The sequence below is a fragment of the Sphingobium sp. OAS761 genome (assembly GCF_024168485.1).
GTDB lineage: Bacteria > Pseudomonadota > Alphaproteobacteria > Sphingomonadales > Sphingomonadaceae > Sphingobium.
The window spans coordinates 186,838-204,598 of record NZ_JALJVY010000009.1; the positions used below are offsets into that span (position 1 = coordinate 186,838).

The 17,761-nt window shown below is 63.8% G+C and carries 11 protein-coding genes; 9 read left to right on the plus strand and 2 right to left on the minus strand.

Translation table 11 applies throughout. The features are described 5' to 3' along the window. The first annotated feature begins 5 nt into the window (after nucleotides 1-5). The 7 genes from J3E64_RS13840 to trxA are packed head-to-tail and all read left to right on the plus strand — an operon-like array spanning nucleotide 6 to nucleotide 11,225. On the plus strand, nucleotides 6-2,354 hold the full coding sequence (locus J3E64_RS13840; protein WP_253343600.1) for a PAS domain-containing sensor histidine kinase: 2,349 nt from the start codon (nucleotides 6-8) through the stop codon (nucleotides 2,352-2,354). Further along, a complete protein-coding gene (gene tsaE, locus J3E64_RS13845) occupies nucleotides 2,347-2,805 on the plus strand; it encodes a tRNA (adenosine(37)-N6)-threonylcarbamoyltransferase complex ATPase subunit type 1 TsaE (protein ID WP_367398632.1) in 459 nt (152 codons plus the stop codon). Before J3E64_RS13840 ends, tsaE begins: the two co-directional genes overlap by 8 nt. Continuing rightward, nucleotides 2,802-3,788, plus strand: a complete 987-nt coding sequence (locus J3E64_RS13850) for an aminoglycoside phosphotransferase family protein (protein WP_253343647.1) — start codon at nucleotides 2,802-2,804, stop codon at nucleotides 3,786-3,788. The genes tsaE and J3E64_RS13850 overlap by 4 nt, the downstream gene beginning before the upstream one ends. Then, entirely contained in the window at nucleotides 3,785-4,495 is a 711-nt protein-coding gene (locus tag J3E64_RS13855) for a nucleotidyltransferase family protein (RefSeq protein WP_253343601.1), read from the plus strand. The genes J3E64_RS13850 and J3E64_RS13855 overlap by 4 nt, the downstream gene beginning before the upstream one ends. Then, nucleotides 4,488-7,451, plus strand: a complete 2,964-nt coding sequence (gene addB, locus J3E64_RS13860; protein ID WP_253343602.1) for a double-strand break repair protein AddB — start codon at nucleotides 4,488-4,490, stop codon at nucleotides 7,449-7,451. Before J3E64_RS13855 ends, addB begins: the two co-directional genes overlap by 8 nt. Beyond that, nucleotides 7,438-10,845 carry a double-strand break repair helicase AddA gene (addA, locus tag J3E64_RS13865; RefSeq protein ID WP_253343603.1) on the plus strand — a complete coding sequence of 1,136 codons (3,408 nt, stop codon included), beginning with the start codon at nucleotides 7,438-7,440 and terminating at the stop codon, nucleotides 10,843-10,845. The genes addB and addA overlap by 14 nt, the downstream gene beginning before the upstream one ends. 59 nt (nucleotides 10,846-10,904) lie before the next feature. After that, nucleotides 10,905-11,225 carry a thioredoxin TrxA gene (gene trxA / locus J3E64_RS13870; RefSeq protein ID WP_253343604.1) on the plus strand — a complete coding sequence of 107 codons (321 nt, stop codon included), beginning with the start codon at nucleotides 10,905-10,907 and terminating at the stop codon, nucleotides 11,223-11,225. 430 nt (nucleotides 11,226-11,655) lie between these two features. Here trxA and J3E64_RS13875 read toward each other — a convergent pair whose 3' ends face one another. Beyond that, nucleotides 11,656-12,456 (minus strand): inositol monophosphatase family protein, encoded by an 801-nt coding sequence (locus J3E64_RS13875; protein ID WP_253343605.1) that lies wholly within the window; start codon nucleotides 12,454-12,456, stop codon nucleotides 11,656-11,658. A gap of 13 nt (nucleotides 12,457-12,469) precedes the next feature. Beyond that, nucleotides 12,470-13,693 (minus strand): bifunctional glutamate N-acetyltransferase/amino-acid acetyltransferase ArgJ, encoded by a 1,224-nt coding sequence (gene argJ, locus J3E64_RS13880; protein WP_253343606.1) that lies wholly within the window; start codon nucleotides 13,691-13,693, stop codon nucleotides 12,470-12,472. A gap of 133 nt (nucleotides 13,694-13,826) precedes the next feature. Here argJ and J3E64_RS13885 point away from each other — a divergent pair, with 133 nt between their 5' ends. Together J3E64_RS13885 and secA are read left to right on the plus strand one after the other, a co-directional pair. Next, nucleotides 13,827-14,888: a hypothetical protein gene (locus J3E64_RS13885; RefSeq protein ID WP_253343607.1), complete on the plus strand. Its 1,062-nt coding sequence runs from the start codon at nucleotides 13,827-13,829 to the stop codon at nucleotides 14,886-14,888. 125 nt (nucleotides 14,889-15,013) lie between these two features. Then, nucleotides 15,014-17,749 (plus strand): preprotein translocase subunit SecA, encoded by a 2,736-nt coding sequence (gene secA / locus J3E64_RS13890; RefSeq protein WP_253343608.1) that lies wholly within the window; start codon nucleotides 15,014-15,016, stop codon nucleotides 17,747-17,749. Nucleotides 17,750-17,761 lie beyond the last annotated feature (12 nt).

The following is a 17,761-nucleotide window of genomic DNA, read 5'->3' on the forward strand; positions in this document are numbered from 1 at the left end:
AGGTCGTGACCGGCCTGTCCCCCTTTGCCGCCATCATATTCGGTCTTGTGCTTGCCGCATGGCTGACCGCGGCACTTTGGGCGCTCGCCAGCGGGCAGCGAATGCGGCGCGAGGGGATGCAGGCGCAAGGCGGGCTGAATCGGCTTGCCGTTCTGCTCGCCTCGGCGCCCGCTGTCCCGGTTGTCCTTCACCCCGACGGTCGCCTGGAAGCGGCCGACCGGCTGGCCAAATGGCTCGGCAAGCCGCGCGTTCCGTCTTTCGCGTCGGAATTGACGGCCGCCGATGGCGGGCTGGAACCGGATGACGCGGCTACGCTTGCCGTGGAGATCGCCTCGGCCCAGCGGGCGGGCAAGAACTTCACCTTGCCGGTACGAGGATTGAACTCATCGCGTTTGCTGCTCGTGCGGGGCGCGCCTGCCGGTCCGGAACTGGCGGCCAACGGCGGTGTGATCCTCTGGATCTTCGACGCTACCGAGAGCCAAACCGAGATACGCGCGCTCAGTGCTCAGGTGGCGCAACTGCGGGAAGCGCTGGAAGCGTTGGCCGGCCTGGTCGAAGCTGCCCCTTTCCCTATGTGGCACCGCACACCGGACTTGCGGCTCAGCCTGATCAACAGCGCCTATGTTCGCGCGGTCGATGCCGCCGACGCGCGTGAAGTCATCGCAAATGGCACCGAGCTCATCGAAGCGACGGGGGGCGTTCCGCCCGAAGCTGCGGCAGCCGATGCGATGGCGCGGGGCGAACCGGTCGAACGGATGGTGCCGGCCACGATTGGCGGCGAACGCCGGATGATGCGGGTCGTGGACGTACCCTTGGGCAGTGCGGGTGTCGCCGGCTATGCCGTCGACCAGCACGCGCTGGAGCAGGCACGGACAGAGCATCGGCGCCTGGAAGCGGCACAGCGCGACCTGCTTGACCGCCTTTCGGCAGGCGTTGCTCGCTTCGGTCCGGATCGGGCTCTGCGATTCTGGAACCAGCCTTTTGTCAGCCTGTTCGGCCTGCAAAAGGATGCACTGGGCGATGCCCCCATGTTCGAACGGGTGCTCGACCAGATGCGCGACGCACGCCGGTTGCCGGAACATCGTGACTTTCCTGCCTGGCGCGCGGAACGACGGGACTGGTTCCTGTCGCCAGAGGCCAAGGAGGAAAACTGGCTTTTGGCGGATGGCACCCATTTGCGGGTCTACGCGCAACCGCTGCCGGACGGCGGTCTGCTCCTGATTTTTGAGGATCGCACCGAACAGGTCCAGCTATCGAGCGCGCGCGATACGCTGCTTCGTGTCCGCACGGCGACGTTCGACAATCTGTTCGAATCGATCGGCGTCTTTTCGGCGGACGGACGGCTCCAGATGTGGAACAGCCGGTTTCGCGAGACCTGGGGCGCCAGTGACGAAATGCTGGCCGCCCATCCGAGGATCGACGATCTGATGCGCGAAGTTCAGGCTCGTCTCGCCAAGCCTGAGCAGTCGAATCTGGTTCGGGAACTGGTGCGGACCGCCACGATGGAGCGAAAACAGCGCGCCGGGCATGTCGGGTTCGCGGATGGTCGCATCTTCGAGTTCGCGGCCATCCCCCTCCCCGATGGCAACGCGCTGTTCACCATGTTGGATGTCACCGACAGCCGCCGGGTGGAACAGGTGCTGCGGGACCGCAACGATGCGCTGGAACAGGCGGACAAGGTAAAATCGGCGTTTGTGACCAGCATGAGCTATGAATTGCGCACCCCGCTGACCACAATTGCCGGTTTTGCCGAGATGATGAGCGCGGGTTATGCGGGCGAATTGTCCGATTCCGCCAAAGATTATATCGACGGAATACTCCATAGCACCGCGCGACTGGGTACGCTGGTCGACAATGTGCTCGATCTGACACAGGGTGAGGCAGGCACGTTGCCGATCGAGCGTGCATCCGTGGACCTCGCAGCGCTCAGTCGCGCGACCGTCGAACGCATCGGCGCGGCTGCTTCCGCAAAGGGGATAGATTTGGTGCTGCATCTGGAGAACAGCCTTGGAACGATAAGCGGCGACACCCGGCGGATCGGACAGGCGATCGACCATTTGCTGGAGAATGCGATCCATTATTGCGGCGCCGGCGCGCGCGTTCTCCTGCACGGCGACGGGACCGGCGACCACGCGCGTATCGTGGTTTCCGACAATGGGCCGGGCATCGCGGCAGCCCAGCAGGCTGCGATCTTCGAACCCGCGGCGCGCGCAGATCAGGTACGCGCCGGTGGCAAGGCAGGTATCGGACTGCCGCTGGCCCGGCAGATCGCGCGGTCCCATGGCGGCACGCTGGAAATGGTGTCGGAGGCCGGGCAGGGAACGATGGTCACGATCGAGTTGCCGCGTGGCTGATCGGGAACTCCATCTGGATGACGCGCGCGCCATGGATGAACTGGGGGGGCGGATAGCGGCGCAAGTCCGGATCGGCGACGTCATCGCACTGGATGGAGGCCTCGGCGCCGGAAAAACCACGTTAGCTCGCGGCATCCTGAAGGCGCTGGGCCTGGAGAGCGAGGCACCCAGTCCCAGCTTCGCCATCGTTCAGCCCTATGACGTGCCGGAGGTTCGATTGCCGGTTACGCACGTCGACCTCTATCGCCTCGACGGACCCGAACATACGGCGGAACTGGCGCTGGGCGAATATCTGGCCGACAGCTTGCTGATCGTCGAATGGCCTGATCGCCTTGGCGCGCGATTGTGGCCGCACAGCTTGCGCCTGCATATTGCCGTCGATACCGACAACGGTCGACGCTTGACAGCGGACGTGCCGGACGCTTGGACGGAGCGATGGTCCCAGATATGATCCCGCCCGCCGGGGCGAATGACTTCCTTGCCAGCGCCGGCTGGACCGACGCCGCTATCCTGCCGCTGGCTGGGGATGCCTCTTTCCGCCGTTATTTCCGGGTTGTCGCCGGGGACCGTCGGGCGGTGTTGATGGATGCACCCCCGCCGCATGAAGACCCGGGACCTTTTATCGCCATCGCCGAACATCTCTGTGCGACCGGATTCGCGGCGCCTGGCATAATTGCGCGCGATCTGGGTGCCGGGCTGGTGCTGATAGAGGATTTCGGCGACGTCCGCCTCAAGGAATATGTAGAGGCTGTGCCTCAGGATGAGGTGCCCGTCTATGCGCGGGCGGTCGATCTGCTGGTGGACCTCCATCGGCTGCCGGCCGCCGAACTGCCGCCCTATGATCGCGCCGTCTACCGCCGTGAAGCGGCATTACTGACCGAATGGTGGGCGCCCGCTGCCGGAATTACGGTCGATCCGCACGCCTATGAAAAGGCATGGGATGCTGTCCTGCCCATCGTCGAGCAGTCCGCTTCGCCCGTCGTCACCGTGCTGCGGGACTATCACGCGGAAAACATCATGTTGATCGACCGGGATTGGTCGCACGGCCTTGGCCTGCTGGATTTCCAGGACGCGCTTGCGGGGCACCCCGCCTATGATCTGGTGTCCCTGTTGCAGGATGCACGTCGCGACGTGCTCCCCGAGGTCGAGGCTGCGATGCTCGCGCGTTACCGTGAAAGGAGTGACGCTCCCAACGATTTCGACGCGGCCTACGCGGTGCTGGGGGCGCAGCGCAATGCGAAGATTATCGGGATCTTCACGCGCCTTTGGCAACGCGACGGGAAGCCCCGTTATCTGTCATATCTGCCGCGGATGTGGGCGCTTCTGGAGCGTGACCTGGCGCATCCCGCACTTGTGCCCGTGGCCGAGTGGGTTGCGTCGAATATCCCGGTCGATCGCCGCCATGATGCGTTGGCGGAGATGGCGGCGGTATGATCCGGACGGCAATGCTGATGGCCGCAGGGCTCGGCAAGAGGATGCGCCCGCTGACGGCGACGCGACCCAAGCCGCTCGTCAAGGTGGCGGGGAAGCCGCTGATGGATCACGCACTGGACCGGCTGGAAGCGGGCGGCATCGAGCAGGTGGTGGTCAATGTTCATTACCTTGCCGATACGATTGAAGCACATCTGCGCGCCCGCCGAGGTACGTTGAAGTTTTCGGTTTCGGACGAGCGAAGCAAGCTGCTGGAAACCGGCGGAGGATTGATGCGGGCACGGCATTTGCTCGGTGACACGCCCTTCCTCTGCGCCAACAGTGACAATTTGTGGATTGACGGGCCGCAGGATACGATCGGGCAAATGCAGCGGATCTGGGACCCCGAAAGGATGGATGCCCTGCTGCTGGTTGTACCGCTGGCGCGCGCGCACTGCCATAGCGGGCCCGGCGATTTTCACATGGATGCGCGCGGACGCCTGGCACGACGCAAGACGGCACATGTCGCTCCGTTCGTGTTCACCGGCGTTCAGATCATGGCGCCCAGCCTGCTGGTCGATCCCCCGGGCGAGGTATTTTCCACGAATATCCTGTGGAACAGGGCCATGGAGGCCGGCAGGCTCTATGGTGTTTCTCACCAGGGCTTGTGGTTCGACGTGGGCACCCCTGGCGCCATCCCGGTGGTGGAAGCCATGCTCGCCCATGGGTGAGCGCGGCAAACCCGCGCTATACACCATCCCGGCGCATCGTGCTTTCGCCGATTCACTCGTTGCGGGACTTTTGGCGCGTCATGGCGCGGATCGCATGGCGCTTGCGCAGGGTATCGTCCTGTTGCCCAGCAACCGAGCGATCCGGGCGATTCGCGATGCCTTCGTCCGGCAATCGCGGGGTGGATTGCTGCTGCCGCGGCTAGTCGCGCTGGGCGACGTCGAGCTGGGCGAACAGGTCGGCAATGCCCTTGATCCCATGGGAGAGGCAGAGCCGGTTCCGCCAGCCATCGGACCGATGCGCCGCCAGATGATGCTGGCGCGCATGGTGCAGGACGCACGACCGGGAACCGACGCGGGGCAAGCGTTGCAACTGGCGCGCGCTCTGGCCAGCGTGCTCGACCAAATGCAGGTTGAACAGGTGCCGCTGGCGGCCCTGCGCAATCTGGATCTTACGGCCGATCTGTCGCAGCATTGGCAGGCGTCGCTGGCCCTGTTCGACATCCTGCTGGGCCGTTGGCCTGAGGAACTCGCCAGATCGGGATGCATCGACCTTGCGGACCGGCGCAATCGCCTGTTCGACAGGTTGGCCGATCGATGGGCCGCGACGCCGCCGCCCGGATTCGTCGTTGCTGCGGGCATATCGACCACAGCGCCCGCAGTCGCGCGATTGCTGCGCCGGATCGGCGAAATGCCGCGTGGCATGGTGGTCTTTGCCGGGTTGGACCAGCACATGGATGATGAAGCGTGGGGGGCGATCAGCGCGGCAGACGGGGCGCCCAACGGTTCCGGCCACATCCTGCACGAAACCCATCCGCAATTCGCGCTGAAACGCCTGCTCGACCGCATGGATGCCACGCGCGACGATGTGGCGCTCTGGCGCTGGGGCAGCGAATATGATGCGCGCGCGGTGCGCGGACGAAACATATCGAACGCCATGTTGCCGCCTCGTCTCACGACCCGATGGCGCGATATGAGGACCGCAGACCGGTCCCTGACGGGCGTGGAGGCGCTGGAAGTCGGAACGCCGGGCGAAGAAGCGCAGGCCATAGCCATTGCCCTGCGCGAAGCGCTGGAGACCGAGGAACGAACAGCCGCCCTAGTGACCCCGGATCGTCAGCTTGCGGCTCGCGTCTCCGCGCATCTGCGCCGCTGGGGCATCGAGGCGGACGATTCCGCCGGCCTGCCGTTGTCGCGCTTGCCGCCGGGAACCTTGCTCATCGCGATGGCCGAGGCGATGGCCACCCGATTTGCCCCTGTTTCACTGCTGACATTGCTCAAGCATCCGCTCGTGATGCGGGGAGAGGGGCGCCTCGACTGGCTGGACAATGTCCGGGCCCTCGATCTGTTGCTGCGCGGACCACGCCCGCAGGCCGGGCTTGTGGGCATCGACCTGCTGGTCGCGGCGCGGGATGACGAGGATCGCCAAGCCGCCCTGAGGGCGCGTGTCCGTGCCTGGTGGCCGTCCGCACGCGCACTGCTGGAACCGCTGGAGACGGTTCATCTTGCCGCCACGGACCTGGCCGGGCAGTTTGCCGCCTTGCGATCCCAGGCGGGAATATTGTCATCCGATGCGGTCTGGGCCGGGCATCAGGGGCATGCCGCCGCAGATTTCTTCGCCGAACTCGAAGCCGCCGCGCAGGAGGGACCTCGCGCGGCCAATCCGCTCGCACTGCCTGACCTGCTGGAGCAGATGCTGGGCATGCAGGCCCTTCGTCCGCCGCAGGGCGGCCATCCCCGGATAGCGATCCTGGGTTTGATCGAGGCACGGCTGGTTCAGGCCGACCTGATGATATTGGGCGGCCTGAACGAAGGCACATGGCCCGGCCTGCCGGCGCCCGACCCCTGGCTCGCTCCCCGGATCCGCAGAGAGCTGGGCTTGCCTGGACTGGAGACGCGCATTGGTCTTGCCGCCCATGACTTCGCGAGTGCGCTGGGCGCTCCGCAGGTCCTGATCACCCGGTCAAGGCGCGGAAGCGGCGGGCCGGCCATCGCATCCCGATTCTGGCTGCGGCTCAAGGCGATGGCGGGTCCGCAGTGGAAGGAAGCGGATCGCTACGGTCAATTGGCACGCGGGCTCGATCGGCCCGACGGTCATCATCCGGCCAGCCGGCCTGCGCCGTCGCCACCGCTCGCAGCACGTCCGCGCGTGATCCCGGTGACAGATGTCGATCGGCTGAAGGCAGACCCTTTCGCCTTTTACGCGCGCCGCATATTGGGACTGGTGCGGCTCGACCCGGTCGATGCCGATGCCGGACCGGCCTGGCGCGGTACGACCGCCCACGCGATCCTTCAGCAATGGGCGGAAGGCGGCACGCTCGATCCCGACGAGCTGGAACAGCGGGCCCTTGCCATGTTCGACGCGCCCGAGGTGCATCCCCTGTTGCGCGCCTTGTGGCAGCCGCGCCTGATCGAGGCAATCCGATGGATCGCCGCGGAAGTCGCGGCGGACAAGGCCGCCGGCCGGCATATCCTTGCCGTTGAGCGCGAGGGTAGGGCCGACATCGCCGGCGTCACGCTGATGGGAAAGGCCGACCGTATCGACCGCCTGCCCGATGGCAGCGTCGCTATCATCGACTACAAGACCGGCAAGCCGCCGAGCGCGGCCCAGGTCAAGGCCGGTTTCGCGCTTCAGTTGGGGCTGCTTGGCCTGATCGCGGAGCAGGGCGGGTTTCCGGCGATAGCTGGCGGGACCCGGGCGGGCGATTTCGAATATTGGTCGCTCGCAAAGAAGGGGGATCAGTTCGGCTATCGCGAGCGACCGGTCGATCCCCAGGGGCGCCGGGATAAAATCCAGACGGACGAATTTACCGCGATCGCCCTGCGCCACTTCGGCGACGCGGCGCGCGATTATCTGCTGGGCAATGCCCCCTTCCGTGCGGAGATCAATCCGGAAGTCGCGAATTATGGGGACTATGACCAATTGATGCGGCTCGAGGAATGGTATGGCCGGGACTAGACGGATCGCGCCGCTCCAGCCGCTTGCCGGTGCGCAGGGCAAGGCATCCGCGCCGGACGCGCATGTCTGGCTGTCCGCTTCGGCAGGCACGGGCAAAACCCATGTTCTTACGGCACGCGTGTTCCGGCTGCTGCTTCAGGGGGTCAGGCCCGAAAATATCCTCTGCCTGACCTTCACGAAGGCCGGAGCGGCCGAAATGGCGGACCGTATTCATGACCGGCTTGCCGCATGGGTGCAACTCGACGGCGTGGCGCTGGCGGCGGATCTGATGGCGTTGGGTGAGGATCACGGCCCGGAACAGCAGGACAAGGCGCGGCGACTGTTCGCCGAAGTGCTGGAGTCGACGGGTGGAGGTCTGCGTATCCAGACGATCCACGGCTTTTGCCAGCAATTGCTCGCCGCTTTTCCGATGGAGGCGGACCTCGCGCCCGGTTTCCGCCCGCTTGACCAGCGTGAACAATCAGCGCTTGCGCGGGAGACGCTGGCGAACATCGTCGTGCAAGCGCAGGAACAGGGCGACGAGGAATTGATGACGGCGCTCCAGTCGCTCAGCCTGCGCCTGGGTGAGGCGGGTGCGACCCAATATCTGATCCGCTGCGCCGCAAGCGTCGAGGCGCTCAACCAACTGCCTGACCCCATCCACCCCTGGCTGGCCGCGCAGTTCGACCTGCCGGAAGGCGATATCGACCAATGGCTGGCGATGGCGTGCAGCGACGATGCTTTCGACATGCGGAGCCTGAGGGAGCTGGTCGAAGCCAATCGGGAATGGGGCAAGGCACGCGGGATAGAGCGTTGCGAACGGATAGCCGACTGGATCGCGCGCGATCCACCCGAGCGTGCGGCCAGCCTGTCCGATCTGCATCGGGCATGGGCGAAATCGACCGGGGAGTTGAATGAGTCGAAGGGCTATGTTCCGCCTGTCGAAAGTTATCTTCCGCTGGCTCGCCGGCTGTTTGATCGATGCGCCGACCTGCTCGCGACCAAGGCATATGCCGATTATGCGGCCCTGCTGGCGCAGGCGTTGCACGCGGGCCGCGCCTATGCCCGCGCCTATGGCGAAGCCAAGGCCCTGGCCGGGGCGGTAGATTTCGACGACCTGATCGCCCGGACCGCCAACCTGCTCAACCGGCCGGGGATTGCCGACTGGATTCGTTACAAGCTGGATCAGCGGATCGACCACATATTGGTTGATGAAGCGCAGGATACCAATGTTCATCAATGGACCATCGTCGCCGCGCTCGCCGCCGAGTTTTTTGCTGGCGAAGGGGCGCGAGGCGACAAGATCCGGACGATTTTTTCCGTGGGTGACTTCAAGCAGGCCATTTTCGGTTTCCAGGGCACCAGCCCGATACAGTTCGCGGCAGCGCGGACGCTGTTCCGACGTCATGCCGCCGCGGTAGAGCAGCACTTTCACGATCTTTCGCTAGATCGCAGTTTCCGTTCCACGCCCGCCGTGCTGGAGGTGGTGGACAAGACCATCGAGGCGCTGGGAACCGATCGGCTGGGTCTCGATTCCGGCGATGTCCGGCATGTCAGCGCCAACCGGTATCCCGGCGAGGTTCTGCTGTGGAAACCCGTAGCCGCGTCCACGGCCACAGATGACGCGGAAGGCGAGGAGGATTGGGCTGCCGGGCAGGAACGATTGCTGGCCCAGAATATAGCACGCCAGATTCGCGAATGGATCGATTCCGGCCTGATGCTGGAAAGCGAGGGCCGTCCGATCCGGGCGGGAGACATCATGATATTGGTGCGCCGCCGCAGCGAACTGGCGCGCCTGATCGTTGCCAGGCTCTATGAAGAGAATGTCGCCGTGGCCGGGATCGATCGGCTGCGCCTGAACGCCCCGCTGGCCGTGCGCGACCTGCTCGCAGCGCTTCGCTTCGCGGTTCAGCCCGACGATGACCTGAACCTGGCCTCGCTTCTGGTGTCGCCGCTGATCGGCTGGACCCAGGACGAAGTGATGGAACGGCTGATCGGTCACAAGGGTTCGCTCTGGCGACACCTTATGCGGACGCAAGGGGGTGAGCGACTGGCGCCGCTGCTTGGCTTGCTCGGCGTGGCGGATTTCACGACGCCCTACCGCTTCCTGGAGGCGATACTTTCGCAGGAGATGGACGGACGACGGCGCCTCATAGAGCGTTTGGGCATTGAGGCCGCCGACCCCATCGAAGAACTGCTGAACGCCGCACTGTCATTTGAAACGGACGATCATCCCTCGCTTCAGCGTTTTATCGACTGGTTCGACCGAGGGGAGGTGGAAATCGTGCGGGATGCGGCGGGGCAGGGCGACATGCTGCGTCTGCTGACCGTTCACGGCGCCAAGGGGCTTCAGGCGCCGGTCGTGATCCTGGCCGATGCCTGTCTGGATCCCGACGCCGGCAACCGGGCGGACCGCCTGGAGTGGGAGGGCCTGCCCATACCCGCGCCACGCAAGGCCGATCGGCAAGGGCTGATCGGCGACGTCGCGCAGGAGGCCGCCGATGAGGAGCGGCGCGAACATTGGCGGTTGCTCTATGTTGCGCTGACGCGGGCGGAAGAGCGATTGGTCGTCGCCGGCTCGCTCGGCCCGCGCGCCCGGGGCGCGGTCAAGCCGGAAAGCTGGTTCGCGGCGGTCGAGGCAGCCATGGCATCGCTCGGCGCGGAGTGGGAGGACGATGCGCTGTGGGGCAGGCGCCGACGCTGGGAGGGGTTTGAGCGCCTGGCACCCCGCAAGCAGGTGCCCCAGGTGGCAGCAAGCGCCCACGTCCTGACGGAACCTGACTGGCTGCGACGTCCCGCGCCGATCGAGGCCCGGCCGCCGCGTCCGCTCGCGCCGTCGGCATCGGTCGAGGATGACGTTCCCTATCCGCCACCCACGCTTGCCCTTCGCGCGGCCGCGCAACGTGGACAATGGCTTCATCGCCTTTTCGAACGCCTGCCCGACCTGCCGGGTGACCGTCGCCGGCAAGCGGCCGACCGCTGGCTGGCAGGACAGGGCGCCGACGATGCGGCGATCCGGCGAGAGGTGGTGGACCAGGTAATCCGGGTCATGGACGACCCGGCCTTCGCGTCCCTGTTCGATGACGACGCCCTGGCCGAAGCGCCGATCGCGGCGGTAGTGGGAGAGTCGGTGATTGCGGGCACCGTCGATCGCCTGCGTGTCGGCACCGATCTGATCCAGCTCGTAGACTTCAAGACGGGGCGGCATGTTCCCGCGACCATCGCGGAGGTGCCGACCGCGCATATCCGGCAGATGGCGGCCTATGTCGCGGCGTTGCGCGTAATCTTTCCCGACCACAGGATTGATGCGGGGTTGCTGTATACCAGCGCGCCGCGGCTGATCCAGTTGCCCGATGCGCTCCTGTCGATGCACAAGCCCGGCTTTGCGGCGACGCAGGAGAATTTGCCCTCTTGACCCGTTGTGACCAGTAGGCGAGCCGCCTAGATATGGGTTCAAACAAGGAGATTTGATCCATGGCCACCAAGGCAGTTACCGATTCCAGCTTCCAGGACGATGTGCTGGGTGCGGACAAGCCCGTCCTAGTGGATTTCTGGGCCGAATGGTGCGGCCCGTGCAAGATGATCGGCCCGGCGTTGGAGGAAATCTCCGATGAATTGGCGGACAAGGTGACGATCGCGAAGATCAACATCGACGAAAATCCGGATGCACCCGGAAAATATGGCGTGCGCGGTATTCCGACGATGATCCTGTTCAAAAATGGCGAGGCTGCCGCCACGAAGGTCGGCGCCGCGCCGAAGAGCGCTCTGAAAGGCTGGATTGAGAGCGTTCTCTGACCCAATGCCGGCCTATGTCAGCAAGATCATGATCGATCGGGCATGGGCCGGCTTTTGGAACTGTCGAACGTACCAGTCGCGCACATGGGATAATTCCGGGCGATCCATCTTCAGGATGAAGAAGGTTTGGGCATATACGCCCATGGGGACATCCGCGGTCCCGGTGGCCGCTCCCGACAGCCAGGTTCATTCTGCCAATGCCTGGTCCATGATCGACATCGCCATGCCAGCCCGGTCCGCCGATTTCGCGATGGCGTCCAAGTCGCGGTCGTGCGGGGATCGGCGGATCAGATTGATGAATGCATCCCTTTAGGGGCCCGGCGAGTGTGAATAGCCGGGACGAGCCGATTTCATCGGCGAACCGGGCCGTTGCTGACATTGTGAGAGTCCAATCGGCCCCATATCGTCAGCATTGTCGTCCCGTCGGCTTTTATCCGTACAGGATTTTCGCTGCATGATCCCATAGTCGGGGGGAAGACGCGGCCAGAAGGCCCCGTTGCAGATCGCCCACGACATAGGGCGTTCCGTCCAGCCGCTGGCAGCACCCTCCCGCTTCATTGACGAACAGGGTTCCTGCCGCATGGTCCCATGGCAGGGTTCGGGCGAACACGGAAATGTCGTTCTGTCCCAGCACTAGCCTGGGATATTGCTCGGCGGCGCAACGCGGAATGTCCACGATGCTGAAGCGGCCGGTCGACCGTCGCTGAATATCCGCACGCTCCTCGGCTGTCATGAAGTAGACGGCAAGAGCCGCGATGGGCAGTTCTTGTCGGCTTTCCCGCGCGATGACCCGCGTGCCGTCGATATGGCTGCCGGCGCCCAGCATTGCATGACATAGGCGACCCGAGAGCGGGTCCAGTATCCAGCCTGCAAGCGTCGTTCCACCATCGGCCAATGCAACCATGATGCCGAAGGGCGGTCGGCCTGCGGCGAAGTTTCCGGTCCCGTCGATGGGATCGACGATCCAGTTCAACCCTTCGCCGGCACGGTCCAATATGGCCGGATTGGCCGCGCAGGCTTCCTCACCTATGATGCCGGCTTCGGGCAATATGACCGCCAGTCCTTCCGCGAGGCGCGTCTCGCTTTCCTTGTCGGCGATGGTCACCAGATCGTCCGCGGCCGATTTTTCGGCGATCTCGTCGGCGGCGAGGTTACGATAGCGCGGCATCACGATGTCGCGCCCGACCTCCCGCATCAGCGCGACGACCGCATCGTGCAGTTCAAGCGTCATCAAGCCGGACCGCTCAGCTACGATAATCGGCGTTGATCGAGATATAGCCGTGCGTCAGGTCGCACGTCCATATCGTCGCCCGGCCTTCGCCCAGGCCGATGTCCACGCCCAGCACGATCTCCTGGCCCTTGAGGTGCGCTGCGACGGGTGCCTCGTCATAGCCGTCGACCGCCAGGCCGCCCGTCGCGACCTGCGTCGCGCCGAAACGGATGGACAGCTTGTCGCGATCCGCCGGTTCGCCGGCCTTGCCCACGGCCATGACGACCCGGCCCCAATTTGCGTCCTCCCCGGCGATGGCGGTCTTGACCAGCGGCGAGTTGGCTATTGCCATGCCAATACGATGGGCGCTGTCGTCGCTTTCGGCGCCTTCGACGCGGATCTCGATGAACTTGGTCGCACCTTCTCCATCCCGAACGACGAGGTGCGCAAGCTGGCGGCACAGGTCCTGCAACGCCGCGAAGAAAGCATCCGCGCCCGGATCGTCCATCGAAGTAACGGGAGCATTGCCGGCCTGCCCGGTCGCAAAGGCCAGCACTGTGTCGCTGGTAGACGTGTCGCTGTCGACCGTGATGCAAGAAAAGGTCGACCGGTTGGTGGCGGCGAGCATCTGTTGAAGGAGTGCGGGCGAAATCGCCGCGTTGGTAAAGATGTATCCCAGCATCGTCGCCATGTCGGGCGCGATCATGCCCGATCCCTTGATGATGCCGACCAGGTCCACGCGCGTTTCGCCGATCATGGCCGACACATGGGCGCCTTTGGCGTAGGTATCTGTCGTGCCGATCGTCGTAGCCGCTTCTTCCCAGCTGCAAGGCGCAGCGGCAAAAACTGCTTCCAGACCGGCCTCGGCCTTGTCGACAGGCAGGGGCACGCCGATCACGCCCGTTGAAGAGATCAGGATATCGGACGGCAGGCAGGACAAGTGGTTGGCGACCCGCGCCGCAATGGCCTCGACCGCTGCCCGGCCCCGGTGGCCCGTAAAGGCGTTTGCATTGCCCGCATTGACGACCAGCGCCCGGGCACGCCCAAGCGGAATCGCATCACGGCACCATTCCACCTCGGGCGAGGGGCATTTGCTTTGCGTCGTGACGCCGGCAAGCGCGGTACCGGCAACCAGTTCGATATAGGTAAGGTCGCATCGATCCCATGTCTTGTATCCGGCACGGGCCACTCGTGTCGTGACGCCCTTTATGACGGGCAGGAGCGGGAAAGCTGCGGGAGCGAGGGGTGATCTGTCCATGCGGATGCCATAGAGCGCGCTACCGTCAATTGCCAGTCCGACCCGATGCACGGTTCGTGGAATGGATGCGGATTCACCTTGCGCGTGGCGTCATGCTAAGAGGTCACTATATAAAACAGATCGGGCGCAAAATATGAAAAGCAGCAAGAGCGGTCGCTTCGCCTTTTATGCGAAACGGTTTTCGCGATCGAAAGCCAGCATCCGGCTCCGGGTGCTGGGTCCGATGGATGCGCTGCGCGAAGCCGGGATCGACGCTCTTCGCTTCCGTCGTTCCGAACGATACGATGTGATCATCATCTCCAAAGCGTTTGGAAAAGGCGCGGCCAACGCCATCCGCGCCGCAAAACAGACGGGTTGCGGCCTGATATTCGATATTTGCGACAATCGCTTCGCGAGCACTCGCGTCAAGGGATCGGCAAGTCGCGAAAGCAGGATGTGCGAGTTCCTGACCCAGGCTGACCTGATCACCGTACCAACGGAGAAAATGGGCCATTTGCTGACGTCATGTGTCGCCGGCATCGAAGGCCGCATCCGGATCGTGCCCGACATGCTCGAAAATATGTGCGCGGACAGCGGGCCGCGCCCTACCCTGATGGACCGCGTGCACCTCGCCCGTCTCCGCGCCTTTCACGCACGCCATCCCGGCGCACTCCATTGCGTCTGGTTTGGCAACAATATGGCGGGCGTATCCGGTGTCGGACTTCTCGACTCGGCAATGGCTCATTTGCGCAGTTTTTCTGCCAGCCACCCGGTCACACTGACCATCATCAACGACCAGCCTATGACTTACAGGCGGGCGGCCGCCGGTTGGGGTATTCCAAGTATCTTTGTCCCCTGGTCGCTGACCGGCTTTTCCGCCGCACTGCGTGCGCACAGGGTTGCGGTGATACCGGTCGCTCACAATGATTATACGCTGGGCAAATCGATCAATCGCCCGGCTACCGCGCTCATGGCCGGACTGGGGGTGATCGCCGATGCCATCCCGTCCTATGAGGAATTGCGTCCTTTCATCGTTCTCGATGACTGGCAAGGCGGATTGATGCGTTATGCCCGTGGCTGGGAAGGGGAACAGCCGATGCTGGCCCAGGCGCGCGCGCATCTCGACCTCCACTATGGCCGCGACCGGATCGCGGAGCGATGGGTCGAGGTGCTGGCCGAAATCGGACAGGACCGTCGAACGAAATCCGGCGCCTGATCGTTCTTTGGTGAGGATAGCCGACGAACGCCGAATTGACGTTCGGCTGAGCGATCCCTATTTGCCGCTCAATCTTTGCCGGCGTCACGATGGGCGCCGTCCGCCTTTTTGCTCAGGGAGAGCTCATGTTCGGCGCACTCGCCAAGTCCGTCTTCGGATCATCCAACGATCGCTACGTGAAATCGCTGGGCCGTGTCGTGGATCAGATCGCTTCCTTCGAACCCTCGGTTCAGGCACTGAACGACGACGAATTGGCTGCTCAGACGGTTAGGTTCCGTGAACGCCTCGCGGCGGGTGAGACGCTCGACGACATTCTGCCTGAAGCGTTCGCGACCGTTCGCGAAGCTTCGGTGCGTGTCCTTGGCATGCGCCATTTCGATGTGCAGATGGTGGGCGGTATCGTTCTGCATCGCGGCGAGATCGCGGAAATGCGCACGGGCGAGGGCAAGACGCTGGTGGCGACGCTGGCGACCTATCTCAACGCGCTGGAGGGCAAGGGCGTCCATGTCGTCACGGTGAACGACTATCTGGCCAGCCGCGACTGCGAATGGATGGGGCAGGTCTATCGCTTCCTGGGGCTCACCACGGGCGTCATCGTGCCGAACCTGTCGGAGGACCAGCGTCGCCAGGCCTATGGCGCGGACATCACCTACGCCACCAACAATGAACTCGGCTTCGATTATCTGCGCGACAATATGAAGTTCGATCGCGGATCGATGGTCCAGCGTCCGTTCAACTACGCGATCGTCGACGAAGTGGACTCGATCCTGATCGACGAGGCCCGCACGCCGCTCATCATCTCCGGTCCGACCGACGACAAGTCGGAGCTCTATGTCGCGGTCGACGCGATCGTCAAGCAGATCGCCGAAGACGATTATGAGAAGGACGAGAAGCAGCGCAGCGTCACGCTGACCGAGGACGGGACGGAAAAGATCGAGCGGTTGCTGGAGGATGCGGGCCTGCTGCAAGGCGCGAACCTCTACGATTTCGAGAACACCGCTGTCGTGCACCATGTCAATCAGGCGCTGCGTGCCAACGTCATGTTCCGTCGCGACATCGACTACATCGTCAAGGACGGCAAGGTCATCATCATCGACGAGTTCACGGGCCGCATGATGGACGGGCGCCGCTGGTCCGACGGCCTGCACCAGGCGGTGGAGGCCAAGGAATCTGTCCAGATCGAGCCGGAGAACCAGACGCTCGCTTCGATCACCTTCCAGAACTATTTCCGCATGTATCCCAAGCTGGGCGGCATGACCGGGACGGCGGCCACGGAAGCCACCGAATTCTACGAAATCTACAAGATGAACGTCGTTACCATCCCCACCAACAAGCCGGTGCAGCGGATCGACGAGGAAGACACGTTCTACAAGAATCTGGAAGACAAGTTCCGCGGCATCGCCCGCACGATCAAGGAACACCAGATCAAGGGACAGCCGGTGCTGGTCGGCACCGTGTCGATCGAAAAATCGGAAATGCTTTCCGAATTCCTGAATCAGGAAGGCGTCAATCACGCGGTGCTGAATGCCCGCTTCCATGAGAGCGAGGCGCATATCGTCGCGCAGGCGGGCCGCAAGGGGGCGGTGACGATCGCCACCAACATGGCCGGTCGCGGCACCGACATCAAGTTGGGCGGCAATCTGGAAATGCGGGTCGAGGACGAATTGCGCGACATGCCCGAAGGTCCGGAGCGCGAGGCGGCAATCAACCGTATCGAGGCGGAGATCGAGGCTGAGAGGCAGGAAGTGCTGTCGGCGGGCGGCCTTTTTGTGCTGGCGACGGAGCGGCACGAAAGCCGCCGCATCGACAATCAGCTGCGTGGCCGGTCCGGGCGTCAGGGCGACCCGGGCCTGTCGCGCTTCTACCTCAGCCTCGATGACGACCTGATGCGCATCTTTGGTCCGGACACGATGTTCGCGAAGATGATCCGTTCCAACCTGGAGGACGGGGAGGCGCTGCCGCCGTCCAAGTGGCTGAGCAAGGCGATCGAAACGGCGCAGAAGAAGGTTGAGGCGCGCAACTACGATATCCGCAAGCAGGTCGTCGAATATGACGACGTCATGAATGACCAACGGAAGGTCATCTACGAGCAACGCAGCGATATCATGGATGCCGACACGGTAGACGATGTCGTCACCGACATGCGGCACGAAACGGTCAATGACTTGGTCGGGGCATCCTGCCCTCCGGGCACCTATCCCGAACAGTGGGATATGGACCGTTTGAAGGCCAGAACCTCTGAAATTCTCGGGCTCGAGCCTGACTTCGATGCCTGGCTGTCGGAAGATGCCGTCGATCCGGAATTGATCGAGGAACGTCTCGTCGCGCTCGCTGACGAGGCGGTGGCCGAAAAGGTCGCCGAAATTGACGGCAACGACTGGCACATGATCGAGAAATCGATCCTGCTCCAGAGCCTCGACCACCATTGGAAGGAACATCTCTCGACGCTCGACGCGTTGCGTCAGGTGGTGCATCTGCGGGCTTATGCGCAGAAAACGCCGATCAACGAGTATAAGCAGGAAGCGTTCGCGTTGTTCGAACGCATGCTGGAGAATATTCGCGAAGACGTGACCGGATCGATCGCACGGGTGCAATTCCGTATGGATCAGGCACCGCTGCCGGAATTCGAACTGCCGGTCCTGCCGGATTTCATCACGACGCACATCGATCCTTTTTCAGGCGAGGATAACAGTGCGGATATCGACGCCGGCCAGATCGGCGGCATCACGACGACGATCCCGCGTGCGCCGGTGGTATCTCCGGAAGATGGCGAATTCACCAATCTGGATATCAGCCGCAACGCCCCATGCCCCTGCGGCTCCGGCCAGAAATACAAACATTGCCATGGCGCGTTGGCCTGATTTTCGGCGAAA

What these genes read in the sequence shown, in the direction of transcription:
- trxA (WP_253343604.1), top strand. Translation starts at nt 10,905, where the DNA reads ATGGCCACCAAGGCAGTTACCGATTCCAGCTTCCAGGACGATGTGCTG.
- argJ (WP_253343606.1), bottom strand. Translation starts at nt 13,693, where the DNA reads ATGGACAGATCACCCCTCGCTCCCGCAGCTTTCCCGCTCCTGCCCGTC.
- addB (WP_253343602.1), top strand. Translation starts at nt 4,488, where the DNA reads ATGGGTGAGCGCGGCAAACCCGCGCTATACACCATCCCGGCGCATCGT.
- secA (WP_253343608.1), top strand. Translation starts at nt 15,014, where the DNA reads ATGTTCGGCGCACTCGCCAAGTCCGTCTTCGGATCATCCAACGATCGC.
- J3E64_RS13885 (WP_253343607.1), top strand. Translation starts at nt 13,827, where the DNA reads ATGAAAAGCAGCAAGAGCGGTCGCTTCGCCTTTTATGCGAAACGGTTT.
- J3E64_RS13850 (WP_253343647.1), top strand. Translation starts at nt 2,802, where the DNA reads ATGATCCCGCCCGCCGGGGCGAATGACTTCCTTGCCAGCGCCGGCTGG.
- J3E64_RS13855 (WP_253343601.1), top strand. Translation starts at nt 3,785, where the DNA reads ATGATCCGGACGGCAATGCTGATGGCCGCAGGGCTCGGCAAGAGGATG.
- addA (WP_253343603.1), top strand. Translation starts at nt 7,438, where the DNA reads ATGGCCGGGACTAGACGGATCGCGCCGCTCCAGCCGCTTGCCGGTGCG.
- J3E64_RS13875 (WP_253343605.1), bottom strand. Translation starts at nt 12,456, where the DNA reads ATGACGCTTGAACTGCACGATGCGGTCGTCGCGCTGATGCGGGAGGTC.